The following is a 25,823-nucleotide window of genomic DNA, read 5'->3' on the forward strand; positions in this document are numbered from 1 at the left end:
ACCCGTAACACCCACCTCTGGCGTGGCGGCCTCGGCCGCCACGCCAGAGGTGGTGTCAGGAGTTGGTCGGGGTCAACTGGTACGGCAGGTGACCGTCGGCCAGGTCCAGTTGCCGTTGGCCATGATCGTTACGCCGAAGTTGTTGCCGTTGCCGTTCGGCGTCGCGGTGACCGTGCCACTGTTGCCGTTGACGGAGGCGTTCCAACTGTTCTGAATGCTCTGGCCTCCGCCAAGGCCGAGGCTGACGACCCAGTTGTTGGTGCCGCTGACCGCGACATTGAGGTTGAACCGGTCACCCCACTGCTGGCCGGCGGAGAGCGTCGCGTTGCAGTTGCCGGTCCCTGGATTGCCGGTGGTGGGCCCGGAGGTCGGGTTGCTGCCACCGCCCTCCCGGACGGTGATGTCGGAGCTTCCGCTGCTCTGGTAGCCCTCGGTGGCCATGATCTGGTAGCTGTGGTTGGTGCCGAGGTTCAAGCCGGCGCGGGCCCAGGCGTCGAAGTGGTTGGCCGTGGTGATGGTGCCACTCGAGCGCTTCTGCTGGCGGACGCTCCAGTACTGGTAGAACGTCTGGTTGCCGTCGATCGACGGGGCGTTGACCCGCTGGCTGCGGAGGATGTCGTAGGTGCCGCCGTCAGTGGTGACCGTGCCCATCCGGGTGGCGCCGCTGCTCGGGTTGTAGCTGCCGAAGTTTTCCACCACGTAGTACTCGATGAGCGGGTTGCGCGTCCATCCGTACAGGGCGAGGTAGGTGTTGTTGTTGCCCGGGTTGTAGCTGCCCGAGTAGGTGACCGTCCGTCGGTTGCCGGTGGCCCAACCCTTGCCGCCGACCCAGTTGTTGGTGCTCCTGTCCCAACTGCTGGAGTATCGACCGTCGGCGCGCAGCGTCATGCTGGCGTTGCCACTGTCTTTCCAGAACGAGAAGAAGTAGCCGTTGTGCGTGCCGGTGAGGTTCGAGGTGAGGGTCCGGTCGGCCTCGGCGTACGCGTTGGTGGCCGTCATCGTGCCCGCGATGGCCAGTACAGCGGCGCAGGCGGCGCCGAGGAGTAGCCGCAGGCGGCCGCGCCTCCTCGGTCCGGTGGGGGTGTGGTGGGTGTCGATCATGTGCCTGTTTCCTCCTCGTGACGGCTGGCGGACGCCAGCAGCGCGGCACGACCCGGCAGGCTGTCGGTGGCCGGGTGACGGCCATCGGGCAATCGGCGTCGCACCGCGTGGTGGTGGTTGGCCGGTCGTCCTGCGCGACGACCGGAGGAGTGGGTCGCGGTGGCTGGCATTGACGGTGATTGAGCGCCGTCGATGGGGACCGTATTAACACGGCCGTCGACTTGTCAATATTTTCCGGAAACACTGGGGCGGTCTCGCGCTGGCGGCCGATCTTGCGCAGCACGGTATCAATACTGGTCATTAGTCGATCAGGGATCAGGTCGATGACGCCAGCGTCCCGAGACGCTGATCGCGATCCAGGTACGAGCCGCCGAAATTTCCGGAGAGCTCCCGGATCGAAATCAGCGGTGCCGGCGGGCGTTGAGCCGGGCCGCCTGGCGGGTCAGGTGGTCACGTTCGGCGAGGTTGGTGGCCTTCTGGGCCGCCTCGGCGTACAGCCGTGCCGCCGTTCTCACATCGCCGTCGCGCTCGTGCAGGTACGCCGCCACCGCCGCATAGCGGGGCAGCGCGTCGTTCAGCGCCGCGAGCGCCGCCAGGCCGGCACGCGGGCCGTCGGCCTCGCCGACGGCGACCACGCGATTGAGTCGGACGACCGGGCTGTCGGTCAGGCGCGCGAGTTCGTCGTACCACTCGACGATCTGCACCCAGTCGGTCTCCTCGGCGGTCGGCGCGTCAGCGTGCAGTGCCGCGATGGCGGCCTGGGCCTGGAACTCGCCCAGCCGGTCGCGGGCGAGGGCCGCCTGAAGGATCTCGACGCCCTCGGCAATCGAGGTGGTGTCCCACCGGCGGCGATCCTGCTCGGCGAGCGGCACCAGGCTGCCGTCGAGCGCGGTCCGGGCGGCGCGTCGGGCATGGTGGAGCAGCATGAGGGCGAGCAGCCCCGCCACCTCGGGGTGGTCGATCGCTGCCGCGAGCTGACGGGTGAGCCGGATGGCCTCGGCGGCGAGGTCGACGTCGCCGGAGTAGCCCTCGTTGAAAACCAGGTAGAGGACGCGCAGCACGGTGGCGACGTCGCCGGTCTGGTCGAACCGCACTCCGGAGACGGTGCGTTTGGCCCGGCTGATGCGCTGCGCCATGGTCGCCTCGGGCACCAGGTAGGCGTGGGCGATCTGGCGTGTGGTCAGACCGCCGACGGCGCGCAGCGTGAGCGCGACCGCGGATGACGGCGTCAGCGACGGGTGGGCGCACAGGAAGTAGAGCTGGAGCGTGTCGTCCACCGCTGGCGAGGGCCCGGGCGCCGGCTCCTCGTCGGCGAGGTCCTCACGCCGACGGCGGGCGGCGTCCGACCGGGTCGTATCGAGGAACCGGCGCCAGGCCACGGTGACCAGCCAGCCCTTCGGGTCCCGCGGTGGGTCGTCCGGCCAGACGCGGACCGCCTCGACCAGTGCGTCCTGCAAGGCGTCCTCGGCCGCCGCGAAGGTGACTCCGCGGCGGACGAGGACGCCGAGGACGCTCGGCGTGAGGCTCCGGAGCAGGGCCTCGTTCACTGCGGAAGTCACTCCGTGATGGTGGGCGGCTCGGTCAGGAACGGACGCAACTCGAGCCACTCGTGGATGGGCTTGCCGCCTGCCCCAGGGGCGGCCGACAGTTCCCCGGCCAGCTCGATGGCGCGCTCGTAGGTGTCGACGTCGATCACCATCCAGCCGGCGATGAGGTCCTTGGTCTCGGCGAATGGGCCGTCGGTGACCGGCGGGCGGCCCTCACCGTCGTACCGGACGAACGTCCCCTCGGGCGCGAGCGCCTGACCGTCGACGAACTCGCCGGTCCCCTCGAGCCGGGTCGCGAAGTCGTTCATGTACTGCATGTGGGCCGAGATCTCCTCCGGCGTCCACCGGTCCATGGGCACGTCGTTGACCGCCGCCGGCGCGCCGCGGTAGTGCTTGAGCAGCAGGTACTTGGCCATCGTGTTTCTCCTCGATGTTGGTGCGACCCATCGTGGTCACGTTCCACCTCGGGGACGCAGCCAGTCACCAGTTCTCGACATGGTTGCCCGAAACTTGATCCGTTCCAGAATAGTGAGCTAGTGTTCGTCAGGTGATGTCCGACTTCGAGGCGCAACTGCGGGCCGTCTCGCTGCGCGTGACCCGGCCCCGATTGGCGGTGCTCGCGGCGTTGCGCGACCACCCGCACGTCGGCACCGACGCGGTGATCGCGCTGGTACGGGCGGATCATCCCACGGTGTCCCACCAAGCGGTGTACGACGTGCTGCGTGTGCTCACCGATGCTGGTCTGGTGCGGCGTATCCAGCCTGCCGGTGCGACCGCCCGCTACGAGTCCCGGGTCGCGGACAACCACCACCATGTCGTGTGCCGCTCCTGCGGCGCGATCGCCGACGTCGAGTGCGCCGTCGGTCACGCCCCCTGTCTCACCGCCCCGGTCGACCACGGTTTCGTGGTCGACGAGGCGGAGGTCGTCTATTGGGGCACCTGCCCCGACTGCGCGACCGACCGCATGCCCCAGAACTCCGTAAGCTCGGAAGGAAGTACATGAGCGACACCCAGGACAATCACCCCATCAGTGCGCAGGGCGTGGACCAGAAGGCAGCGGCCGGCTGCCCGGTCGCGCACGACTCGGTGACCGCGCACGGCAGCGAGAGTGAGAACCCGGCGATCGACTCGCCGACCCCGAAGACCGGCGGTCGTCCGCGCACCAACCGGGACTGGTGGCCCAACCAGCTCGACCTCTCGGTGTTGCACGCCCACTCGTCCAAGGGCAACCCGTTGGGGGAGAGCTTCAGCTACGCCAAGGAGTTCGCCAAGCTCGACGTCGAGGCCCTCAAGCGCGACATCACCGAGGCCCTCACCACCTCGCAGGACTGGTGGCCGGCCGACTTCGGCCACTACGGCGGCCTGATGATCCGGATGAGCTGGCACTCCGCCGGCACGTACCGCATCGAGGACGGCCGCGGTGGCGCCGGCGACGGTGGTCAGCGTTTCGCTCCGCTCAACAGCTGGCCGGACAACGCCAACCTCGACAAGGCCCGCCGGCTGCTCTGGCCGGTCAAGCAGAAGTACGGCCAGCAGATCTCGTGGGCCGACCTGATCGTGCTCGCCGGTAACGTCTCCCTGGAGTCGATGGGCTTCAAGACCTTCGGCTTCGGGTTCGGTCGCGAGGACGTGTGGGAGCCCGAGGAGATCTTCTGGGGTCCGGAGGACACCTGGCTCGGCGACGAGCGCTACGCCTCCGAAAAGGAGATGGCGGCCGGCGTCGGGGCGACCGAGATGGGTCTCATCTACGTCAACCCGGAGGGGCCTCGCGGCAACGCCGACCCGCTGGCGGCGGCGCACTTCATTCGCGAGACCTTCGCCCGGATGGCGATGAACGACGAGGAGACCGTCGCCCTGATCGCGGGTGGCCACACCTTCGGCAAGACCCACGGTGCCGGCGTCGCCGACAACCACGTGGGCCCCGAGCCCGAGGGCGCCCCCCTGGAGGCGCAGGGCCTCGGCTGGCTGAGCACCCACGGCAGCGGCAAGGGCGGTGACACGATCACCAGCGGTCTCGAGGTGACGTGGACCGACGTCCCGACGCAGTGGAGCAACCGGTTCTTCGAGATCCTCTTCGGCTACGAGTGGGAGCTCACCACGAGCCCTGGCGGCGCCAAGCAGTGGGTCGCCAAGGACGCGGAGGCGATCATCCCGGACGCCCACGACGCGTCGAAGAAGCACAAGCCGACGATGCTCACGACCGACCTGTCGCTGCGCGTCGACCCGGCGTACGAGAAGATTTCGCGCCGCTTCCTGGAGAACCCCGACCAGTTCGCGTTGGCTTTCGCCAAGGCCTGGTACAAGTTGCTGCACCGCGACATGGGCCCGGTCGACCGCTTCCTCGGGCCGTGGGTCCCGGAGGCCCAGCTGTGGCAGGACCCGGTGCCGGCCGTCGACCACGAGCTCGTGGGTGACGCCGACGTCGCCGCCCTCAAGGCGAAGGTCCTGGAGTCCGGCCTCACGACCGCCCAGCTGATCTCCACCGCCTGGGCCTCGGCCGCCAGCTACCGGTCCACCGACAAGCGCGGCGGCGCCAACGGCGCCCGGATCCGCCTTGAGCCGCAGCGCAGCTGGGAGGTCAACCAGCCCGAGCAACTCGCGACGGTCCTGGAGACCCTCGAGGGCATCCAGCGGGAGTTCAACTCCGCTGGTGGCGCGAAGGTCTCGCTCGCGGACCTGATCGTGCTGGCCGGTTCGGCTGCCGTCGAGAAGGCGGCGCGTGACGCCGGCGTCGAGGTGACCGTGCCGTTCCGTCCGGGCCGCACCGACGCCACGCTGGAGCAGACCGACGTGGAGTCCTTCCGGGTCCTCGAGCCGCGCGCGGACGCGTTCCGCAACTACCTGCGTCCGGGCGAGAAGACCCAGCCGGAGGTGCTGCTCATCGACCGCGCCTACATGCTCAACCTGACCGCGCCCGAGATGACCGTCCTCATCGGCGGCCTGCGCTCCCTCGGCGCCAACACCGGCGGCAGCCAGCACGGTGTCCTCACCGACCAGCCGGGCGTGCTCACCAACGACTTCTTCGCCAACCTGCTTTCTCCGGGCACCCGGTGGAGCGCGTCGAAGTCCGACGAGCACGTGTACGAGATCCGCGACCTGGCCACCGATGAGGTGAAGTGGACCGCCACGGCGGTCGACCTCATCTTCGGCTCCAACTCGCAGCTGCGGGCCCTCGCCGAGGTCTACGCCAGCCAGGACGCCCGCGACAAGTTCGTGGTCGACTTCGTGGCAGCCTGGACCAAGGTCATGGAGCTCGACCGGTTCGACCTCGTCTGACAGGTCTCACCCGACGAGCCCCGGTCAATCCATCAGCGATTGGCCGGGGCTCGTCGGCCGTTGCACGTCCGTGAGCAGGTATGCCGTGGCCGTCCTCACCGCCGCGGCGTTCGGCGGCCATCCTTGGCGGACCGATACCCCCCGGGGTATGGTCGGACCTAGGAGGTGTCGATGAAACTTCGGCCGGAGATGACGTCGGATGCGCTGACCAGGCTCAAGCGGGCCCGTGGGCAGCTCAACGCGGTTATCGAGATGATGGAGAGCGGTCAGGACTGTCGTGAGGCGCTGACCCAGCTTGCCGCGGTGTCCAAGGCGATCGACCGGGCGGGTTTCAAGATCATTGCCTCGGGGATGCGGCACTGTGGGACCGCGCGCGAACGCGGCGAGGAGCCGGAGATGACCGAGGAGGAGCTGGAGAAGCTCTTCCTGGCCCTCGCCTGAGACGGCACGAGGTCACCTACGCCGCGTAGCTGCGGCGTAGGTGGGTGACAGCGTGCAGATGAAGAACAAGGCAGCAGTGTGCCATCTGCATACCCCCAGGGGTATGTGCGCTTTGTCGAACTTGAAGGAGTAGGCATGACAGTCGAGGTTTCCGTCGTCGCGACGTCCTCCCTCGGTGATCGCAGCTACCTCGCCTCGGACGGGCGGGTGGCGATCGTGGTCGACCCTCAGCGCGACATCGACCGCGTGATGTACCTCGCCGGGGCGTTGGGCGTCCGCATCACCCATGTCGTGGAAACCCACATCCACAACGACTACGTCTCCGGAGGGCTGGAACTCGCCCGGATCACCGGCGCCCACTACCTGGTGGCCGCGGCCGACGAGGTCCGCTTCGAGCGGACGCCGGTCTCCGACGGCGACCAGGTCGCCGTCTCCGACTCGCTACGGCTGCGGGTGCTCGCCACGCCGGGTCACACCTTCCACCACCTGTCGTACGTCCTGGATGAGGCCATCGACGGCGGTTGGCGGCCGGTCGGTGTCTTCACCGGTGGGTCACTGCTGTTCGGCACGACGGGCCGGACCGACCTGCTGGGCAAGCAGCACGCCCACGAATTGGCCCACCGCCAGCACGCCTCGGCGAAGCGGTTGGCGGATCTGCTGCCCGAGGGGGCCGAGGTGTGGCCGACGCACGGGTTCGGCAGCTTCTGCTCGGCCAGCCAGTCGGACGCCCCGGAGTCGACGATCGGCCGGGAAAAGGAGAAGAATCCGGTCCTGAGGCTGGTCGCGGACGACTTCGTCACAGAGACCCTCGCGGGCCTCGACGCCTACCCGGCGTACTACGCCCACATGGGCGTGGAGAACTTCGCCGGAGCGGCCCCGGTCGACCTCACCCCCGTGAGCCGCGCCGATGCCGCCGAACTGCGTGAGCGGATGACCGACGGGCAGTGGGTGGTGGACCTGCGGCACCGCAAGGCGTACGCCGCCTCGCACCTGGCCGGCACGGTCAGCCTCGGCCTCGACGGCCCGATGTCCACCTGGCTCGGTTGGCTGATCGACTGGGGCGTGCCGATCACCCTGCTCGCCGAGACCCCGGGACAGGTCGCCGACGCCCAGCGTGAGCTGGTCCGGATCGGCATCGACCGCCCGGCCGCGCAGGTCACCGGCGAGGTGGAGCAGTGGGCGGCCGAGCCCGGCCAGCTGCGGGAGCTACGGATGGCCGACTTCGTGGCCCTCGCGGCCGCTCGCGCGGGGCACGTCCCTGCCGGCCTGCCCGCCGCGGACGTGGTCCTCGACGTGCGAATGACCAACGAGTGGCGATCCCGCCACATCGACGGCGCCGTGCACATTCCCCTGCCTGACCTGCCCATGCGCCTGGCCGACGTGCCGGTCGGGGCCGTCTGGGTGCACTGCGGCTCCGGCTACCGGGCCACCGCGGCGGCGTCGCTGCTGGCGAACGCCGGCCGCGAGGTGGTCGTCATCGACGACATGTTCGGCCAGGCCGAGCGCGCGGGCGTGGAGATGTCCACCGACGCCTGACCCGAACAGCACGACCACTGGCCGACGCCTCCCAGGCCTCGGCCGGATACCCCTGCCATGCCGTGTAGCGCCTTGTCCGTGAAAGAGGAGAAATGAGCCCTTCCGAGAACGCCCGCCCTGCCACCGTCGATGCCCCCGGGCTGCGGGAGCTGATCGACTCCGGCCACGCACCGCGCCTGCTGGACGTGCGTACCCCGGCGGAGTTCGAGACGTCGCACATCCCCGGCTCCTACAACGTGCCGCTCGACCTGCTCAAGGAGCACCGCGAAGAGCTGCGCAACCACCTGGACGAGGACGTCGTGCTGGTATGTCGCTCCGGTGCCCGCGCCACCCAGGCCGAGCACTCCCTGGCCGGGGTCGGCCTGCCGAACCTGAAGGTCCTCGACGGCGGCATCATGGCCTGGCAGGCGGCCAACGCGCCGATCAACCATGGTGCCCCCCGATGGGACCTCGAACGCCAGGTCCGCCTCGTCGCCGGCTCGATCGTGCTGGTCAGCGTCATCGGCTCGGTGTTCGTGCCGCAGCTGAAGTGGGTGGCCGGATTCATCGGCGCCGGCCTCACCTTCGCGGCCGTCACCAACACCTGCGCCATGGGCATGATGCTCGGCAAACTGCCGTACAACAGGGGCGCCAGCTGTGACCTGGACACCATCGTCGGCCACCTGCGCGGCAGCACCGGTAAACGCGCGTGACACCGGCCCTGGCACTGACCGTCGGACTGGCCGTGCTGATCGGGGTCAGTCTCGGGTTGCTCGGAGGTGGCGGATCGATCCTCGCCGTGCCGCTGTTGGTCTACGTCGCCGACCTGCCCGCGAAAGAAGCCATCGCGACCTCGCTGCTCGTTGTCGGCGCCACCAGCATGGTAGGCGTCCTTCCGCACGCTCGCGCCCACCGGGTGCGCTGGCGTACCGGCCTGATCTTCGGGTTCGCCGGGATGATCGGTGCCTACATCGGCGGCCGTCTGGCCGGGTTCGTCCCGGCTGGGTTCCTGCTCACCGGGTTCGCCGTGATGATGCTGGCCACCGCGGTCACGATGATTCGCGGCCGACGCGACGCCGAGGGCAGGGCAGTGCCGCACGAACTGCCGGTGCTGCGGGTGATCCTCGACGGTCTGGTGGTCGGGCTGGTGACCGGCCTGGTCGGTGCCGGTGGCGGCTTCCTGGTGGTGCCCGCCCTGGCCCTGCTCGGTGGCCTGCCGATGCCGGTCGCGGTCGGGACCTCGCTGGTGGTCATCGCGATGAAGTCGTTCGCCGGCCTGGCCGGCTACCTGTCCAGCGTGAGCATTGACTGGGGACTCGCGGCAGCGGTCACCGTCGCCGCCATCGTCGGCAGTGTTGCCGGCGGGCGGCTCGTCGGTCGGATCCCGGCCGACGTCCTGCGCAAGTCGTTCGGCTGGTTCGTCGTGGTGATGGGCGTCCTCGTCCTCGTCCAGCAACTGCCCACGGAACTGCGGACCGACCCGCTGTTGTGGACCGGCGTCGGCGTCGCCGCGGCGACCTCGGTCGCGCTGGCCGTGCTGAGGGGCCGGAACAAGGCGCGGACGCAGAGCGAGCCGGCCACCCGCTGAGGTCTCGCACGGTGCCACCACCGTCCACCTCGACGTCATCCGGATGACATTCCACGAGTAGCGAATCCCACTGACGAATTTTTTGTCTGGATGATCAGCTGGCGGATGGGCCTGTTCATGGCAAGGTGTTGATCTGCCCGGGCGGCGGGCGCGGACCTAGTCACGCAGGGAGTCATCGTGGCCCATCCCGACCTGCAGGCCGAGGAAGCGGACCAAGACGCTGGAAGTCCTGCGATTCCCCGGCAGCGGGGCGAGGGCGTCCCGGTCGGGCGGGTGCTTCCCGCGCGGCCGGCCGTACCAGGCGCCGATTGGCGTCCGCTGCGGATCGCGATGATCGGTCAGAAGGGGCTGCCGGCGACCTACGGCGGGATCGAACGGCACGTGGAGGAGGTGGCCAGCCGGTTGGCCAGCTACGGGCACGAGGTCACGGTCTACTGCCGCAGGAGCTACGGTGACGTGCCTGCCAACGGCTACCGGGGCGTACGGCTGCGCCAGGTCCACACGATCGCGAGCAAGCACCTCGACGCCATCGTGCACGCGGCCAACTCGACCGTGGCGGCGATGACCGAGCGACCGGACATCGTGCACTACCACGGGCTCGGGCCGAGCCTGGTCGCCCCGATGCCGCGCTGGTTCTCACGAGCACGAGTGGTGCTGACCGTGCACGGGTTGGACAACCAGCGGGCCAAGTGGGGGCTCGCCGCGCGGGCGGTGTTGGGGACCGCCCACTGGCTCAGCGGGTACGTCCCGCACCAGCGGGTCGCGGTCTCGCGTGGGCTCGTCGCCCACTACGAGAACCGGTTCGGTCGGCCCACGACCTACATCGCGAACGGCGTCAACCCGGCCCGACCGGTGCCGACCCGTCAGATCGAGGCCCGGTTCGGGCTGACCCCCGGCGGCTACCTGCTGCTGGTCGGCCGATTGGTCCCCGAGAAGGCGGCCGACCTGCTGATTCGGGCCTTCCGCCGGACCCAGACCGGAATGCGGCTGGCGATCGTCGGCGGGTCGTCGTTCACCGACGACTTCGTGGCCCGCCTGCGCCGGGAAGCCGAAGGGGACGACCGGATCGTCTTCACCGGGTTCGTCTACGGCGACCTGCTCGCCGAGTTGTACGGCAGCGCCGCCGGCTTCGTCCAGCCGTCCCGCTTGGAGGGACTGCCGTTGACGTTGCTGGAGGCGGCCGCGTACGGGCTGCCGGTGGTCGCGAGCGACATCGCGCCGCACGTCGAGGTGCTGGAGTCCGACGCCGCTGGCCGGCGGTTGTTCCGCGACGGCGACGAGGACGACCTGGTCCGGGTGTTGACGGCGCTGCTCGCCGACCTGCCGGGAGAACGGGCCGGTGCCGTGGCGCTGGGCGACCGGGTGACCGAAATGTACAGCTGGGACACCGCTGCCCGCGAGTTGGAACGGCTCTATCTCAGCCTCGTTCCGGCGCCTGGCCGGCGGAACAGAGCACGACTTGCGGCAGCGACCGACTGACCGTGCGAGCCAGGTGTCAACGGAGCGTCGGGTCAGCCCCGCGGAGGACGGCGCAGTCGGTGCAACGGCCCCTTCTGCCGTCGAGAGGGCAGGGCTAGATTGAACCGTCTTTGTGCCGGGAGGACATCGGTTGGCCGCGCCCGGCAGCGGCCGGGCAGCGTCGATTCGGTTCAGTGGGATCAGTGGAACAACACACGCAGCAGGTGGTCGATGCGGGACGGTCGGGGTACACGAGGCCGCCGGGCGACGGGACTCCGCCCGTGAGCAGGGGGCTCGACACGCCTCGCCTCCTCACCGGCGGTGCGGCGCTGGCCGCCGCGGTCGTGGCGGTGGTCGCGGGAGTCTCGATGGCGGCCGGTGACCGTAGGGGCATGGTGCTGCCGCTCGCCGCGGTCGCGGGCCTCGCGGTGGCCGTCCTCGCGCTGACCCGGTTCGCCGGGTACGTGTTGCTGATGCTCGCGGTCCGCTCCTGCGTCGACCTGTTCAAGCTCACCGGACCGAGTGCGGGCCAGGCCGACTCCGCCGGAACGGCGCGGGCGGTGGACCCCTCCACCCTGCTCGCGGTGCTGTTCCTCCTCGCCGCCGGGCTCTGGTTGGCCGCACAGCTCAGCCGGCACGGGCGGCTGCGCGGCTCCCCGCTGAGTTGGGCCATGCTGCTCGTCGGCGCCAGCAGCGTGGTCAGCGCCCTCGGTGCGACCCGGCCGGCGAACAGCCTGTTGGAGGCGTTGCGGATCCTCACCGTGGTGGTGATGTTCGTGGTGCTGGAACAGCTCATGCCCGACACTGCGGCGATCCGTCGGGTCCTGCTCGCCTGCTACGTCTCGTTGGTGCTGGCACTCGGCTACACCGTGGTCCTGTCACTGCTCGGCAACCCGCCGGCCGAGGTGAAGGGCGACTTCACCCGGATCAGCGGAACGTTCAGCCAGTCGACCACATTCGGCCGCTACCTGATGTTCATGGTGATCTTCGGGTTCGCGATGTACCGCTTCCTGGGTCGCCGGCTGCGGGTGTCACTCGGCGTGCTGCTCGCGCTCTCGCTGCTGTTCCTGCTGCTCACCAACACCCGTAGTGCCCTGCTCGGCGCGGCGATCGGCCTGGTCGTGGTCTCGGTGCTGCACCGCAGCAAGCGGATGCTGGTCACCCTCTGCGTGGTGGCGGTCGCCGGGGTGGCCCTGGTGCCCGCCGTCGGCGAGCGGTTCGCCCAACTCGGCACCTCGCGCGAGGTCGGCGGAGACCCGACCGGAAACACCCTGGCATGGCGGATCGGTTACTGGACCGAGATCGTCACGCTGGCCGACCGTAACCCGGTGACCGGTATCGGGCCGAACATGACCCAGCGCGAGACCGACGAGGCGAAGAAGCCGCACAACGACTTCCTGCGGGCGTACGTCGAGACCGGGCTGCTCGGTCTCGGGGCGTACCTCATGATGCTGTTCGCCTTTCTCTACACCGCGCGGACCGCGCTGCGGCGGGCGCCTCCGGGCAGCTTCGAGCGCGGCGTCGCGGTCGGCTTCACCGGCTGCGCCACCGCGTTCGTGGCGGTCAGCGCCGCGTCCAACGTCATATCCAACGTGGTTACGCTCTGGTATTTCGTCGCGTTCGCCGCGGCGGCCAGTGCGATCGCCCGCCGCCCGGCCCCGAACCTGGCCGGCGAGCAGCCGCGAAGCACGTCTGTCCCGGTCTGAATGAACGACAGCATTGGGGAAAAAGTGGAGATCGTCGACTACCTGCGGGTCGCCCGGCGGCGCCTCTGGGTACTCGTGGGGGTGCCGCTGCTCGCCACCGGAGCCGCAGCCGGCATCGTCCTGTTCGCACCACAGCAGTACAGCGGCGCCGCGTACGTCGCGGCGCCGGCGCTGGTGGGCGGTGCGGCCGGGACGCAGTACACCGGTACGCAGGCGGCGAACCAGTTCGTCGCGGCATTCGGTGCGGCGGTCACCTCGCCCCGGGTCCTCGCCGACGTGGCCGGTGACACCGGGGTGACGCCGGAGCGGTTGCGCGACGGGCTCGCCGTCACCCAGGTCGGCGCGAGCAGCCAACTGGAGGTGACGTACACGGCCCGCGACCAGGCGAAGGTCGCGCCGGTGCTGACCGCGACGACCACCCGCGCCCTCGCCTTCCTCTTCACCTCCCAGGTCGGGATCGCCACCGGTGAGGTCGAGGCGGCCAACGCCGACGTCACCGCGGCCACCAAGGCGATCGGAGAGTGGGAGAAGGCCAACAAGGTCTCCCAGCCGGACCGGATCTACCAGGCGACGTTGGGCGAGCTGACCAGCCTGCGGCAGCAACAGCTCTCCATGCAGGCGGTCGGCAACGGCCGGGGCGCCGACGCGGCTGCCGCCGCGATCACCGCCGCCCAGAAGAAGCTCGACGACCTGGGGCCGAAGCTTCCCGACTACCAGGCCCTGCTCGCCCAGCGGGACGCGGCGACAAGTGCGCTGTCCCAGGCGCGGGAGGGGTTGCAGGCGGCTCGGGCGCAGGCCCAGGCCGCCGATCCGAAGCAGGTGACCAGCATCGGCGAGACGCACGAGGTGAGCCGGATGGCGGAGCTGCTGCGTACCGCCCTGCCGGTGGGTGGTGCCGGCCTGCTGCTGGGGGTGCTGCTGGTGGGCGTACTCGAACTGCTCTCGCGGGCTCGTGCCGCCGCTCGCCGGACGACCACGCCAGCCACCGCGGCGCCGGCCGCTTCCGCGTCGGGTGGGCCGTTGGTGCCGGCGGAGACCGTGACCGCGGCGAGGCCGTGACCGTCCGGGAACGAGCTGTCGGTTGCGCGGCGAGGTGACCGGCCGGTCGCCGGCCGCGCCGGAGGCCGGCGACCAGCAGGTACGCGGCATGGCGCGCGGGGGAGTGCTGAACCTGGCGAGCGCGGTGCTCAGCCAGGTGGCGCTCTTCCTGGTCATGTTGCTGCTGGCCCGGGTGCTGGGGGTACGGGAGCTCGGCCGGTACGCCCAGGTCTACGCCGTGCTGTCGTTGCTCGGGCTGCTGTCGCTCTCCGGTTTCCGGGCCGGGCTGACCCGGTTCGTGGCGGTGCATCTCGCCGATGACGACCCGGCCGCGCTCCGGGGCGCGATCCGCCTCGGGATCGGCATCTCGGCCCTGGCATCCGCCGTGATCGCGGTCGGTCTGGCGGTCGGCGCACCGTGGCTCGCCGAGGCCCTGCACGACCCGCACCTCACCACCGGTCTGCGGTTGGTCGCGCTGTGCCTGCCCGCCGCGACCGTCTGCGAGGCCGCGCTCGCGGCCACCCGAGGTTGGCGCACGCAACGGGCCTACGCGCTCATCGGCCAGGTCTACGAGCCGGCCGCCCGGTTGGTGCTCACCGCGCTGGCGCTCGCCGTCGGCGCGGGTCTGACCGGCGCGTTCTGGGCCCTGGTGGTGGCGAGTTGGAGCGCCGCCGGGTTCGCGCTCGTGGCGCTCGCCCGGATGGTGCGCCGGGTGCCCGCCGCCCGGCCCGCGTACCGCCCGGGCGAGCTGTTCCGCTTCTCCACGGTCAGTTGGGTCTCCTCGCTCTCCTCCACCGGGCTGATCTGGGTGGACGCGTTGCTGCTCGGGTTCTTCGACTACGGCGCCGACGCGATCGGCGTCTACCACGTGGCGACCCGGCTGGTCACGATCGCGGTGTTCGTGCTCGCGCCGGTCAACGCCTCGTTCGGCCCGCACCTGGCGCATCTCTACCACCAGGGCCGGCTGGACGAGGTACGCCGGATCTACAAGGTCGCGACCGGCTGGGTGGTACGACTGTCGCTCCCGGCCTTCGTGGCGTTGCTGGTCTTCCCGGAGCAGCTGCTGCGCCTGATCGGCGGGCCCGGGCTGGCCGCCGGTGCGGTGGTGACGGTCGTGCTGGCGCTCGGCCAGCTCGTCAACGCCGCGACCGGGCCGTGCGGGACGCTGCTGAACATGTCGGGCCGGGTCTCGGTCAACATGGTCGACAACCTCGCCGCCCTGGTGCTCAACGTCCTGCTCAACCTCTGGCTCATCCCGGCGTACGGGATCCTCGGCGCGGCGGTGGCCTGGGCGGTCTCGCTGGCGGCGGTGAACATCGCCCGCGTCTGGCAGGTGCGCGCGCAGGTGCACACCGTGCCGGTGACGGCCGGCATGGTCAAGGGGCTTGTCGCGGCGCTGTTCGCGCTTGCCGTCGGGTTCGGTGTGCGGTGGCTGTTCGAGGGCTGGATCGCGCAGCTCACGGTCGGTCTGACCGCGATCGGGGTGGCGTACGTTGCCGCGGTGCTCGCCCTCGGGCTCAGTCGGGAGGACGTCATGGTGTTGCGATCGGTGACCCGCCGGGGCGGTCGACGCGCCGCCGCCGTCCCCGGCCCCGCCGCCAGGGTCGGCTCGTGACCGGCGTCGCCCGGCGTCAGGTCACCGACCGGCTGCGCCGGGGGTACGCGCCGCGCGGGCGTGGGGACGCGCGGCGAGGCCGGGTGAGCCCGGCCCGCTGCCCGACTTCCTGGTCATCGGCGGGCAGCGCTGCGGCACCACATCGCTGTACCACCACCTCGCCGCGCATCCCCTGGTACGGGTGGCCAGCGGCAAGGAGTTGCAGTACTTCAGCGTCCACCACGGTCGGGGTGTGCGCTGGTACCGGGGGCACTTTTCACGCCTCGCCCCGGACGAGCGCACCTTCGAGGCGAGCCCCTACTACCTGTTCCATCCGAGCGTGCCGTCCCGGGTCGCGGCGACCCTGCCGGAGGCCCGCTTCGTCGCCCTGTTGCGTGACCCGGTGCAGCGGGCGTACTCGCACTACCTGCACACCCGCTCGTACGGCGCCGAGCCGCTCTCCTTCGCCGACGCGCTCGACGCGGAGGAGGAGCGGCTGGCGCGGGCGGTGCGCGGCGGCCCGGACACCCGTGCGGCCCACCGGGCGTTACGCAACCACTCGTACGCCGCCCGGGGCCGCTATGCCGAGCAGGTGGAGCGGTGGTTCGCGCAGGTCCCACGAGAGCGGATCCACGTCACGCGTACCGAAGACCTGCATGCCGATCCGGTGGGCACGTACGGCGAGATCCTGGGCTTTCTCGGCCTACCGGCCTTCATCCCCGACACGTTCACCCGGCACACCCGTCGCGTCGACCACGGCCCCTCCCAGCTCACCCCGGGGCTGCGGGACCGCCTGGGCGACTACTTCGCGCCGCACAACGCCCGCCTGGCCACACTGCTCGACTGGCCCGACCCCTGGCCCGCCCCCCACGACGAGTTAGCGCACGGCGGCGAGGATCCGGTCCACCGGCTGGTCGGCGCTGAGCAGGAGGGGAACGTCGGTCACGGTGGTGCCGCCACCGGCCACCCGTAACGGGGCACCCACCGCCCCGGTACGTCCACCCGATGCCGCCGGCACGGTCACCGGCGTGTTCGACGCCGACCAGAGCACCAGCGTGCTCGACCCTCCACGGGCGAACGCGACCCCGTTCAGCTTGCCGGCCACCGAGGCCGGCAACGGGGTGACGGTGGCGTCCCGGGCCGCGTCGGCGAGGCCCGCCAACATCCGGCCGGCCTCGCGTTCGGTGCCGTCCGGGTCGAGCAGGCCGTAGCGGACCTCACTGCCGGCCGCGTTGTTCGGGTTGTACGCCAACGGCAACCAGCTGATCTCGCCGATCCCGCCGGCAGCCAGCAGGGTGACCGTCTTGACCATCTCGGCTGCCCGGCTGGCCGGGTCACCGTCACCGTCGCGCCAGAACTGCCCGACCTCCCACGCCTGAACCGGAGTGCCGGCCGGTGTCGTCGCGCCGAGGTAGTCCAGCAGTGGCGCCACGCCGCTGAAGTGCTCGTAGAAGTGCACCTGCCGGACGTCGACCGTGCGGTCGGCCAACAGGGACTCGGTCGCGGCCAGGAAACGCAGGCTGCGGCCGTTGGTCTCGGTGCCGAGCGCCCTGCGGAGCTGCGCCTCCCCGGTCACCACCGGGATCTGCTGCCCCCTGGTGCCGACCCGGCGCTGGAAGTACGCCTGGTAGGCGGCGACCGCCTCGGGCATCCGACCGGCGCGCACCAGCCGGTCGGCGACACCCATGCCGTACGCGACGCTGCTGATGCCGGAGTCGACCACCCGCGCCTGCGGGTCGGTCGCACGGATCGTCTCGGCCGCGGCCTTGACCAGCCGCACGTAGTCCTCGGGACTGCCAGCCCAGTAACTCGGCGCGTTGACCTCGTTCTCGATGGCGTACTCCCGCACCCCGTACGGGCCGTAGCGCTGAACCACCGAGCGGACGAACCGTTGGTACGCGGCGAGGTCGGTGGGCATCGCCGACTCGGTCTTGTTCGCCGTGCCTCGGGTGAAGCGCGCGGTGCCGCCGGTCGCCCAACACACCCCGGTACGGATCTTCAGATGCAGGGTGATGCCCAACTCCCGGCTGCGGGAGGCGATCTCGTCCAACCCGGCCCAGTCCACCTGCCCCGAGGTCCGTTCGATCTCGCACCAGGAGATCTCCTCGTACGTCGCCGAACCGGTGATCCGACGCAGGTACGGCGCGAACTGCTGGTACCGCGACCAGTCCCAGTGCGCGCCGAACGGGTTGCTGGTGCGCCCGGGTGCGGCGTCACCGGGTGCCGGCGTACCGGACGGAGGGCTGGCGACCGACGGTGCCTTCGACGGTTCGTCACCGCGGGCGGTGCAGCCGGCGGTGACCAGGAGCGTGGCGGCGAAGGCGGCGGCGAACGCGCGCAGCCGGCGGGGGCGCTTCACCGGTACCCGAGAGCGCGCAGGGTCGGTCCGGAGAAGACCCAGACCAACAGGCGGAGGAACGGGTCGAGTTCGCGGCGGTAGGTACCCACCCGGGAACCGTAGATCGGCGCGGCGACGCTCGCCGCCGCACGCCGCTTCTCCGCCTCGGTGGTGTACTTCTGCGCCACGTCGTGCTGCTTGCTGTCGTAGTCGAGGATGCCGTCCTCCCACGGCTCGCCGAGGAACTCGAACAGGCCGCGCATCGCCTTCTCCGGCTCGGTGACCGCGTGCTCGTACCGCAACTCGTAGTAGCGGTCCGCCGGCAGGGTGGCGCCGACCGCCCGGGCGGTGCGGATGTAGCGCGGCCACTTCACCACGCACTTCACGGCGGACCAGTAGCCGAACCGTTTGCGGTGCGACACCACCACGTCGCGCCCGTCGCGGATGAGGTGCACGATCTGGGCGTCCGGGAAGACCTCGGTGACGAAGTCGAGCGACATCGCGTACAGCGGGGTCTTGTCGGCCCACCGGGTCTTGCCCCGCGCGGCGGCGTAGTCGGCGTGGACACCGCCGAAGAAGTCCCGGATGCGGCGCAGCCAGTCCTCGCGCGGAAAACCGAAGCGGGCCAGCCGTTCCCAGTCGCGCCCGACGATCCGTTGCAGGTCGGGCAGGAACCTGGTCTCCGGGCCACAGCTGATGTTCGAGTGCGAGTCCAGGACGAGGCGCACCATGGTGGTGCCCGATCGCTGACATCCGACCAGGAAGATCGGCGCGGTACGGGGTCCGGGTTCAGCCACGGTCGGCCGCCTTCTGGTCGGATCGGGCGTCGACGGCGCTGCGGGCGAGCCGGTCGGTCAGCTCGTCGCAGAGGGCCCGGACGCGCCTGTCGATCGGCAGCGGCCGGTGGTTCGCTGCGCCGGCGCCGTGGGAGTCGCGCGGGGCGATGTGCGCGTGTAGTCGTGGGTGGTAGGGGAAATCGAGGAAGGCGCAGAGCCGCCGGACCTGCGCCGCGGGCTCCGCGACCAGGGTGTCGTAGTGGCAGAGCAGCACGTCGGCACGCTGGTCCAGGCCGAGCTGGAAGAAGAGCGAGTTGCGGACGTACCAGAAGAGCACCGCCCCGCCATGCGGGTCCAGCCGGTGCGGGTCGTGGGCCCGGATCAGCTCGACGGCGTCGGCGTCGAGCCGCTGCCCCTGCCACCGCCGGCCGATGCTGCCGTCGGCGATCGCGCGCAGCGCCCGCAGGTTGGCGTCACCGAACTTGGCGACCTCGGAGCGGGCCCGGTCGTCGACATCGCGGTAGACCCAGAGGGCACGCCCGGGAGCAAGCCCCGGCAGAGCCAGCAACTCGTCCACGCGGTGGCTCTCGCAGAGCGGCTTGACGAGGACGTACGCGTGCCGGCTGCGCTGGACCGTCGCGGTGAGCACCGCGTCCGGGCGGAGTTGGAAGCGGTGGAAGAGGGTGCGGTCGTTCTCGTTGCGGACCTCGACCTCGGGTGCCGCGTCCAACCCCCGGACCAGCATGTTCGTGCCTGATCGCTGGAGACCGACCAGGTAGACCGGCACCGCCGAGCCCGGTGCCCGTCCGGCCCGCCGTCGCCAGCGTCGCTTGGCCAGGGCGGTGCCGATCCGGTCGACCGGGTTGAGGCGGTCCTCCTCGATCAGCCGTCCGATCCCCTCGGTGCGCGCCCAGCGCAGGTGCCGCCTGACTCTCCGGGCGGTGTACGCGAGCGTGGAGACCTCGTCGTCGGCTGCCACGGGTCCTCCTCGTTCGGGCACCGGCACTGCCCGGTGGAGAGCGGGTACGACCGGTGGCGGAGCCAGGTTAGCGGGAGATCATGGCGGGAGGCCAGGCTGCGGGCCGCACGGGCATACGAAGATCAACCGTTCAGGCACATGCCATAGGTGAACTGGACTCGCAGACCCGCCCTGCATACCGTGAGCCGTGGCCGGGGCGGGCAGACCCCGGTCATCACCTCCGGGCCGGGTTCGCCCGATCGACGTGAGCAGGCCGAGTCGATGCGCGTGCTGCATGTGAACAAGTTCCTCTACCGCCGTGGCGGCGCCGAGGGTTACCTGCTCGACCTCGCGGACCTGCAACGGGCGGCGGGCGACACGGTCGCCTACTTCGGCATGAGCCATCCGGAGAACGAGTCGCCGTTGCCGTACGCGGCGCGGTTCCCGACCGAAGTGGAGTTGGAGCCGGCGCCGACCGGGGTGCGGCCACGCGCGGTGGCCGCCGGCCGGATGCTGTGGTCACCGACGAGCCGTCGCGGGCTGGCCCGGGTGATCGACGAGTTCAGGCCGGACGTGCTGCACCTGCACAACATCTACCACCAGCTCTCCCCGTCGGTGCTCGCCGCGGCCCGGTCGGCCGGCGTCCCGTGCCTGCTGACCATGCACGACTACAAGCTCGCCTGCCCGAGCTACCAACTGCTGGACCGGGGCCGCCCCTGCCAGGCGTGCGTCACCGGCGGCCCGCTACAGGCGGCCCGTCGTCGTTGCAAGGACGGTTCGCTGTCCCGCAGCGCGCTGCTCGCGGTCGAGTCCTGGTTGCATCGGGAGTTGAACGCGTACGACCCGGTGCAGGTATTCGTCAGCCCGAGCGAGTTTCTGGCCGACGTGATGCGCCGCGCGGGCGTCTACCCGGACCGGTTGCGGGTGGTGAACCACTTCGTCGACCTGACCGGCATCGCCGCCAAGGAGGCACCCGGAGGCGGTGTCGTCTTCGCCGGCCGGCTGGCTCCGGAGAAGGGTGTCGACGTGCTGGTCGAGGCGGTCGCCGCGCTGCCCGACGGGGTCGCCGTGGACATCGCCGGGGACGGTCCGGCACGCCCCGGGTTGGAGGCGCTCGCCGCGCGGCGGGTGCCGGGGCGGATCCGGTTCCACGGTCGCCTCGACAAGCCGCGTCTGCACGAGCTGATCCGGTCGGCGGCGGTGGTCGCCGTCCCCTCACGGTGGCACGAGAACCAGCCGATGGCCGTGTTGGAGGCATTCGCCTGCGGTGTTCCGGTGGTCGCCACCGACCTGGGCGGTCTCCCCGAGCTGGTCGACTCCGATGTGGACGGCAGCATCGTCGCCGCCGACCGACCCACGGAGCTCGGCGCGGCGCTGAACGCCATCCTGGCCGACCCCCAGCGGGCGCGCCGGATGGGTCGGGCCGGCCGAGCGAAGGTCGCCCGGCAGTTCGCGCCCGACCTGCACCTGGCCCGGATCCGTGCGCTGTACGCCGAGGCCGCCGAGGCGCTGCCGACCGGGCGGCGTGCCGCCGGGGCATCGGCCGGTGGGGGAGCGGCCCGGTGAGCGGGGTCCGGGTGCTCTACCTCGCCGGAAGTGGTCGCAGCGGCAGCACGCTGGTCACCACGGTCCTGGGGCAGTTGCCGGGCTTCTTCGCCGCGGGTGAACTGCGCTATCTGTGGCGGCGCGGCGTCCTGGAGAACCGGCCCTGCGGCTGCGGTGCGCCGCTGGCCGACTGCCCACTCTGGACCCGCGTGCGCGCCGACCTGACCGAGGCCGACCCGGCCGGCATCGCCGGCAGGCTCGCCGAGCGGTTGCGACTGCGCGGGCTGCCCGCACTGCTGCGCCGCCAGCGTCGGGGACAGCCGCCGGTCGCAGGGCACCCGGACGACACGCACCTGGCCCAGCTCTACGCCTCGATCGCCGAACACGCCCTGCCCGACCAGGCCGGTGGGGTCATCGTCGACTCCTCCAAGTTGCCGCCGTACGGCGCCCTGCTCGGCAGCCTGCCCGGCATCGACCTGTACGTGCTGCACGTGGTCCGCGACCCGCGGGCGACCGCGTACTCCTGGCGTCGCCGACGCCCACTGGACGGGCGCGTGGACGACCGGTTGATGACCCGGCCACCGGTCTGGAAGGCCGCCCTGCTCTGGCTGGTGTGGAACACCGCGACCGTACGGCTCTGGGGTGGCCACCGTGCCGCCGACGACCGTGCGGTGGGCCGCTACCTGCGGGTGCGGTACGAGGACTTCGTCGCCGACCCGGCCGGCACCACGGCCCGGATCGTCCGGTTCGTCGGCGCGACCCCCGACGATCTGCCCTTCCCGACACCGGACACGGTGCGGCTGGCACCCACCCACTCGGTGGCCGGCAATCCCTCGCGGCACCGCACCGGTGTGGTCGGTGTGGTCGCTGACACCGAATGGCTGTCCGGTCTCTCCACCCGCGCCTACGCCGTGGTGACCGGGCTGACCGGACCGGCGCTGTCCCGGTTCGGCTACCCGTTGCGCCGCCCCGTTGTCCCCTCGTCACCCGCCACCCGGCAGGAAGGCTGAACGATGCTGTCACTGGTGGTGGGCACCGGTCGCTGCGGTTCGACCCTGGTCCAGGAGTTGCTCTCCCGGCATCCCGCGGTCGGCTTCGTCTCCGGCCTGGACGACAAACTCTCCCGACTCAACCCCAGGGGCAGGTTCAACGGGGCGCTCTACCGGCGCTCCGCGCCGCGCCCGACGGGGATGACCTCGCTGCGGCACAGTCGACGGCTGCTGGAACGGGGACGCCTGCGGGTGGCGCCGTCGGAGGCGTACCACCTGCTCGACCGGCAGGTGCTGGCCGGCTTCTCCCGACCGTGCCGGGACCTGGTGGCCGAGGACCTGACGCCGTTCGTGGCCCGGCGACTACGGGCCTTCTTCGACGAGCGGATCGCCCGGCAGGGCTGTCAGCAACTGGTGCAGCACGTCACCGGGTGGCCGCGTACCGGCCTGCTGCACGCCGCGTACCCGGACCTGCGGGTGGTCAACGTGGTGCGGGACGGCCGCGCGGTGGCCAACTCCTGGCTACAGATGGGCTGGTGGGACGGGTGGCGCGGGCCGGACAACTGGATCTACGGGCCGCTCCCGTCCGATCTGCTGGAGGAGTGGCTCGAGTCCGGCCGCTCCTTCCAGGTGCTCGCCGCGCTGGGTTGGAAGATGCTGATGGAGTCCTTCGCGGTGGCCCGGCTGCGCCACCCGGCCGACCAGTGGCTCGACGTGCGCTACGAGGACCTGGTCGAGCAACCCCGGGAGCAGGTGGGGCGGATGCTCGACTTCCTCGGGCTGAGCTGGTCACCCGCCTTCGAGAAGGGCTTCGCCCGGTACGACTTCTCGATGGGCCGGGCGGCAGCGTACCGGGACGAACTCAGCCCGGCGCAGCTCGCCGCGATCGAACGGGCGTTGGAGAAGCCGCTGGCCGAGTGGGGCTACCCGGTCTAGGAAAATCCTGCCACCATCGCCTGGTTGATGGCTCAGTGTCGGACTTTCCCGCCGGGTGCTGCTGCCACAGCCGCCCAGCAACCCGGCGTGATCTGGGAGTGGCTCGCCGGATCGGGTACGGTCGCTTAGCACAAAGTCTATGAACCAGATTGGCTTCCTATGAAATGGAAGCCGAACCGGAGGGACACAGCCGTGAGGTTCCAAAGCGCCGTCCGTCAGGCCGGCCTCGTCGTGGCGATTGCCGCCCTCGCGGTGACCGCGGGATGCGCGAAGAAGGACGACAGCGAGGTCCAGGCGAACGGGGTCAAGCTCGTCGAGGCGGGCAAGCTCACCGTCTGCACCCACCTGCCGTACCCGCCGTTCCAGTCCAAGGACTCCAGCGGCAAGGTGACCGGCTTCGACGTCGAGGTCCTGGACCTGGTGGCCAAGGACCTGGGCGTCGAGCAGACGATCATCGACACCCCGTTCGAGGGGATCAAGTCCGGCCAGGACCTGAACACCGGCAAGTGCGACGCGGCCGCCGCCGGCATGACGATCACCGAGGAACGGCAGAAGGTGATGAACTTCTCCGACCCGTACTTCGACGCCACCCAGGCGATGCTGGTGAAGACCGGCAAGGCGTACAAGTCGCTCGACGACCTCAAGGGCAAGAAGGTGGGCGTCCAGGCCGCCACCACGGGCCGTGACTACGCCAAGGGGCTCGAGAAGGAGAAGGGCCTGCAGCTCGTCGAGTTCGAGGACCTCGCCGCCGAGCAGCAGGCCCTCGCCAACGGCCAGGTCGAGGCCGCCATCAACGACCTGCCGGTCTGGACCGAATACCTCAAGGACAACCCGGGTGGGTTCCAGGTGGCCGCCGAGTTCAACACCGGCGAGCAGTACGGCTTCTCGGTGAAGAAGGACGGCAACCCGGAGCTGCTCAAGAAGATCAACGAGGCGCTGGCGAAGGCCAAGCAGGACGGCACGTACAACACGATCTACGAGAAGTGGATCGGCAAGCGGCCGAGCGCCTGATCGAAGCTCAGTGCAGGAGGGCGCGCGCCCCGCGCGCCCTCCTCGTCGGTAACCTTTCGGAAGGCAACGAGCGAACGTGAAGCTGCGACGCCGCCAGCGGGAGCGGCTGTCCCTCGGGCTCCAGTACCTGGTCTTCATCGCCATCATCGCCACGGTGATCTTCGCGGCGGACTGGGACAGGTTGAAGGACGCCTTCTTCCGCGTCGACATCATCAAGTCGATGTTCCCGACGATCATCACGGTCGCGCTGCGCAACACCATCCTCTACACGCTGGGCGCGTTCGCCTTCGGCCTGGTGTTCGGCACCATCCTCGCGCTGATGCGGCTGTCCCGGGTGGCGCCGTACCGCTGGGTGGCGACGGCGTACATCGAGCTGTTCCGAGGTCTGCCCGCGCTGCTGGTGCTCTTCCTCGTCGGGTACGGCGTTCCGATCGCCTTCCCGGAGCGTGAGATTCCGGGCGGTGTGTTCGGCTCGATCGCGATCGGGCTCGGGCTGACCGCCGCGGCGTACATGGCGGAGACCATCCGGGCCGGCATCCAGGCTGTCCCCAAGGGACAGATGGAGGCGGCGCGTACCCTCGGCATGTCGCACTTCACCGCCATGCGCACGATCGTCATCCCGCAGGCGTTCCGGATCGTGATCCCGCCGCTGACGAACGAACTCATCCTGCTCACCAAGGACTCGTCGCTGGCCTACGTGTTGGGCGTGACGGCACAGACCATCGAGGTCACCAAGTTCGGTCGGGACATGCTGAACGACCGGGTGAACGCCACTCCGCTGCTGGTGGCCGGCCTCGCCTACCTGGTGATCACTCTGCCCCTGTCCCAGGTGGTACGACGCCTCGAACTCCGATACGCCAAGGCTCGGTGACTAGCATGACGATCACCCCATCCCGCCCGGCCGTCGAGATCCGCGACCTGCACAAGTCCTTCGGGCCGCTCGAGGTGCTCAAGGGCATCGACTTCGAGGTCGGCCAGGGCGAGGTGGTCTGCGTCATCGGGCCGTCCGGGTCAGGCAAGTCGACCCTGCTGCGCTGCGTCGACCTGCTGGAAGAGCCGACGGCCGGCAAGATCTGGGTGAACGGGGTCGAGATGACCGATCCGGATGTCGAGATCGACGCGGTGCGCCGTGGCATCGGCATGGTCTTCCAGTCGTTCAACCTGTTTCCGCACCTGACCGTGCTGAACAACCTCACCATCGCCCAGCGCCGGGTGCTCCGGCGCGGCCGTGCCGAGGCCGAGCGCATCGCGCGGGTCAACCTGGAGCGTGTCGGGCTGATCGACAAGGCTGATGCGTTCCCGGCGCAGCTCTCCGGTGGTCAGCAGCAGCGGGCGGCGATCGCCCGGTCGCTGTCGATGGAGCCGAAGCTGATGCTCTTCGACGAGCCGACCTCCGCGCTCGACCCGGAGTTGGTCGGTGACGTGCTCACCGTCATGCGCAAGCTGGCGGAGGACGGCATGACGATGATGGTGGTGACCCACGAGATGGCGTTCGCCCGGGACGTCGCCGACCGGGTCGTGTTCATGGATGGTGGCGTGGTGGTCGAGCAGGGGCCGCCGCAGGAGGTGCTCGGCTCCCCGAAGCACGAACGGACCCGCGCGTTCCTCGCCCGGGTCCTCGACCCGACCCGTGTCGCGCAGCTCGGTCAGCCCGAGCAGTCGCCCGAGCCGACTGAGGCTCCCAGCCTGCCGGCCGACGACCGCCACAACCTCTGACGACCCCTTCCCGTACGTCTGTCCGCCGGGCTGCCTGATCGATGGCAGCCCGGCGTCGACTATGTGTCCGTCCGTGCGTGACAGGTTCATGTCAATCGACGGTCGTCGTGATGTCAACGTAATCTTTTTGCAATCAGACCTGTACTTTCGTCGATGGATTACATAAGTTGCTGTCATCCATCGAAAGTTCTGAGTCTTCCGAGCAAAGTCCGCGACGAGCCTCACCCTCAGTCGTGCTACCGCCCCCGTGCTCGGCGGTCGATGCACCCTGCCCTCGTCGCGTCTTCGCC

At 70.3% G+C, this 25,823-nt stretch carries 23 protein-coding genes; 17 read left to right on the plus strand and 6 right to left on the minus strand.

Translation table 11 applies throughout. The features are described 5' to 3' along the window. Positions 1-72: 72 nt before the first annotated feature. The 3 genes from PCA76_RS13630 to PCA76_RS13640 all read right to left on the minus strand — a co-directional run bounded on the left by PCA76_RS13630 (position 73) and on the right by PCA76_RS13640 (position 3,064). Positions 73-1,101 carry a glycoside hydrolase family 11 protein gene (locus PCA76_RS13630; protein WP_272618164.1) on the minus strand — a complete coding sequence of 343 codons (1,029 nt, stop codon included), beginning with the start codon at positions 1,099-1,101 and terminating at the stop codon, positions 73-75. Between the two features lie 401 nt (positions 1,102-1,502). After that, a complete protein-coding gene (locus tag PCA76_RS13635; RefSeq protein ID WP_272619369.1) occupies positions 1,503-2,648 on the minus strand; it encodes an RNA polymerase sigma factor in 1,146 nt (381 codons plus the stop codon). An 8-nt stretch (positions 2,649-2,656) separates the two neighbouring features. Next, the gene (locus PCA76_RS13640; protein ID WP_272618166.1) at positions 2,657-3,064 is read right to left on the minus strand and encodes a YciI family protein; all 408 of its coding nucleotides are present in this window, start codon (positions 3,062-3,064) and stop codon (positions 2,657-2,659) included. Between the two features lie 131 nt (positions 3,065-3,195). On the opposite strand from PCA76_RS13640, the gene PCA76_RS13645 reads away from it, so the two are divergent. The 11 genes from PCA76_RS13645 to PCA76_RS13695 all read left to right on the plus strand — a co-directional run bounded on the left by PCA76_RS13645 (position 3,196) and on the right by PCA76_RS13695 (position 16,237). Further along, a complete protein-coding gene (locus tag PCA76_RS13645) occupies positions 3,196-3,651 on the plus strand; it encodes a Fur family transcriptional regulator (RefSeq protein WP_272618168.1) in 456 nt (151 codons plus the stop codon). Further along, positions 3,648-5,924: a catalase/peroxidase HPI gene (gene katG, locus PCA76_RS13650; protein WP_272618170.1), complete on the plus strand. Its 2,277-nt coding sequence runs from the start codon at positions 3,648-3,650 to the stop codon at positions 5,922-5,924. Before PCA76_RS13645 ends, katG begins: the two co-directional genes overlap by 4 nt. A gap of 171 nt (positions 5,925-6,095) precedes the next feature. Further along, positions 6,096-6,365 (plus strand): metal-sensitive transcriptional regulator, encoded by a 270-nt coding sequence (locus tag PCA76_RS13655; protein WP_272618172.1) that lies wholly within the window; start codon positions 6,096-6,098, stop codon positions 6,363-6,365. Between the two features lie 135 nt (positions 6,366-6,500). After that, entirely contained in the window at positions 6,501-7,901 is a 1,401-nt protein-coding gene (locus tag PCA76_RS13660) for an MBL fold metallo-hydrolase (protein WP_272618174.1), read from the plus strand. 92 nt (positions 7,902-7,993) lie between these two features. Next, positions 7,994-8,593 (plus strand): rhodanese-like domain-containing protein, encoded by a 600-nt coding sequence (locus tag PCA76_RS13665; RefSeq protein ID WP_272618176.1) that lies wholly within the window; start codon positions 7,994-7,996, stop codon positions 8,591-8,593. Continuing rightward, positions 8,590-9,468: a sulfite exporter TauE/SafE family protein gene (locus PCA76_RS13670; protein ID WP_272618178.1), complete on the plus strand. Its 879-nt coding sequence runs from the start codon at positions 8,590-8,592 to the stop codon at positions 9,466-9,468. Before PCA76_RS13665 ends, PCA76_RS13670 begins: the two co-directional genes overlap by 4 nt. Positions 9,469-9,798: 330 nt before the next feature. After that, positions 9,799-10,947, plus strand: coding sequence for a glycosyltransferase family 4 protein (locus PCA76_RS13675; RefSeq protein ID WP_272618180.1), 1,149 nt, complete (start codon positions 9,799-9,801; stop codon positions 10,945-10,947). Between the two features lie 260 nt (positions 10,948-11,207). Then, entirely contained in the window at positions 11,208-12,632 is a 1,425-nt protein-coding gene (locus PCA76_RS13680; RefSeq protein WP_272618182.1) for an O-antigen ligase family protein, read from the plus strand. Beyond that, a complete protein-coding gene (locus PCA76_RS13685; RefSeq protein ID WP_272618184.1) occupies positions 12,633-13,691 on the plus strand; it encodes a Wzz/FepE/Etk N-terminal domain-containing protein in 1,059 nt (352 codons plus the stop codon). Between the two features lie 22 nt (positions 13,692-13,713). Next, the gene (locus PCA76_RS13690; protein ID WP_272618186.1) at positions 13,714-15,285 is read left to right on the plus strand and encodes a flippase; all 1,572 of its coding nucleotides are present in this window, start codon (positions 13,714-13,716) and stop codon (positions 15,283-15,285) included. A gap of 109 nt (positions 15,286-15,394) precedes the next feature. After that, complete coding sequence (locus tag PCA76_RS13695) at positions 15,395-16,237, plus strand: sulfotransferase family protein (RefSeq protein WP_272619372.1); 843 nt, start codon at positions 15,395-15,397, stop codon at positions 16,235-16,237. On the opposite strand, the gene PCA76_RS13700 is transcribed toward PCA76_RS13695, so the two are convergent. The 3 genes from PCA76_RS13700 to PCA76_RS13710 are packed head-to-tail and all read right to left on the minus strand — an operon-like array spanning position 16,142 to position 19,357. Then, positions 16,142-17,623, minus strand: a complete 1,482-nt coding sequence (locus PCA76_RS13700; protein WP_272618188.1) for a hypothetical protein — start codon at positions 17,621-17,623, stop codon at positions 16,142-16,144. The two genes, PCA76_RS13695 and PCA76_RS13700, sit on opposite strands and share 96 nt — an antisense overlap. Then, a complete protein-coding gene (locus PCA76_RS13705; RefSeq protein ID WP_272618190.1) occupies positions 17,620-18,399 on the minus strand; it encodes a sulfotransferase family protein in 780 nt (259 codons plus the stop codon). Before PCA76_RS13705 ends, PCA76_RS13700 begins: the two co-directional genes overlap by 4 nt. Beyond that, the gene (locus tag PCA76_RS13710; protein WP_272618192.1) at positions 18,392-19,357 is read right to left on the minus strand and encodes a hypothetical protein; all 966 of its coding nucleotides are present in this window, start codon (positions 19,355-19,357) and stop codon (positions 18,392-18,394) included. The genes PCA76_RS13705 and PCA76_RS13710 overlap by 8 nt, the downstream gene beginning before the upstream one ends. Positions 19,358-19,537: 180 nt before the next feature. Between PCA76_RS13710 and PCA76_RS13715 the strand changes: the two genes are divergently transcribed. The 6 genes from PCA76_RS13715 (at position 19,538) to PCA76_RS13740 (ending at position 25,533) form a co-directional block, all read left to right on the plus strand. After that, positions 19,538-20,902 (plus strand): glycosyltransferase, encoded by a 1,365-nt coding sequence (locus PCA76_RS13715; protein WP_272618194.1) that lies wholly within the window; start codon positions 19,538-19,540, stop codon positions 20,900-20,902. Then, positions 20,899-21,891 (plus strand): sulfotransferase, encoded by a 993-nt coding sequence (locus tag PCA76_RS13720; RefSeq protein ID WP_272618196.1) that lies wholly within the window; start codon positions 20,899-20,901, stop codon positions 21,889-21,891. The genes PCA76_RS13715 and PCA76_RS13720 overlap by 4 nt, the downstream gene beginning before the upstream one ends. A 3-nt stretch (positions 21,892-21,894) precedes the next feature. After that, complete coding sequence (locus PCA76_RS13725) at positions 21,895-22,806, plus strand: sulfotransferase family protein (protein WP_272618198.1); 912 nt, start codon at positions 21,895-21,897, stop codon at positions 22,804-22,806. Positions 22,807-22,998: 192 nt separating this feature from the next. Further along, on the plus strand, positions 22,999-23,817 hold the full coding sequence (locus PCA76_RS13730; RefSeq protein ID WP_272618200.1) for a basic amino acid ABC transporter substrate-binding protein: 819 nt from the start codon (positions 22,999-23,001) through the stop codon (positions 23,815-23,817). Between the two features lie 76 nt (positions 23,818-23,893). Beyond that, positions 23,894-24,688, plus strand: coding sequence for an amino acid ABC transporter permease (locus tag PCA76_RS13735; RefSeq protein ID WP_272618202.1), 795 nt, complete (start codon positions 23,894-23,896; stop codon positions 24,686-24,688). A 5-nt stretch (positions 24,689-24,693) separates the two neighbouring features. Further along, positions 24,694-25,533, plus strand: a complete 840-nt coding sequence (locus PCA76_RS13740) for an amino acid ABC transporter ATP-binding protein (RefSeq protein ID WP_272618204.1) — start codon at positions 24,694-24,696, stop codon at positions 25,531-25,533. Positions 25,534-25,823: the final 290 nt, after the last annotated feature.

It is taken from the genome of Micromonospora sp. LH3U1, assembly GCF_028475105.1.
GTDB lineage: Bacteria > Actinomycetota > Actinomycetes > Mycobacteriales > Micromonosporaceae > Micromonospora.

Coding starts and splice junctions, on each gene's coding strand:
- PCA76_RS13630 (WP_272618164.1), bottom strand. CDS start 1,101: ATGATCGACACCCACCACACCCCCACCGGACCGAGGAGGCGCGGCCGC.
- PCA76_RS13640 (WP_272618166.1), bottom strand. CDS start 3,064: ATGGCCAAGTACCTGCTGCTCAAGCACTACCGCGGCGCGCCGGCGGCG.
- katG (WP_272618170.1), top strand. CDS start 3,648: ATGAGCGACACCCAGGACAATCACCCCATCAGTGCGCAGGGCGTGGAC.
- PCA76_RS13655 (WP_272618172.1), top strand. CDS start 6,096: ATGAAACTTCGGCCGGAGATGACGTCGGATGCGCTGACCAGGCTCAAG.
- PCA76_RS13660 (WP_272618174.1), top strand. CDS start 6,501: ATGACAGTCGAGGTTTCCGTCGTCGCGACGTCCTCCCTCGGTGATCGC.
- PCA76_RS13665 (WP_272618176.1), top strand. CDS start 7,994: ATGAGCCCTTCCGAGAACGCCCGCCCTGCCACCGTCGATGCCCCCGGG.
- PCA76_RS13675 (WP_272618180.1), top strand. CDS start 9,799: ATGATCGGTCAGAAGGGGCTGCCGGCGACCTACGGCGGGATCGAACGG.
- PCA76_RS13685 (WP_272618184.1), top strand. CDS start 12,633: ATGAACGACAGCATTGGGGAAAAAGTGGAGATCGTCGACTACCTGCGG.
- PCA76_RS13725 (WP_272618198.1), top strand. CDS start 21,895: ATGCTGTCACTGGTGGTGGGCACCGGTCGCTGCGGTTCGACCCTGGTC.
- PCA76_RS13740 (WP_272618204.1), top strand. CDS start 24,694: ATGACGATCACCCCATCCCGCCCGGCCGTCGAGATCCGCGACCTGCAC.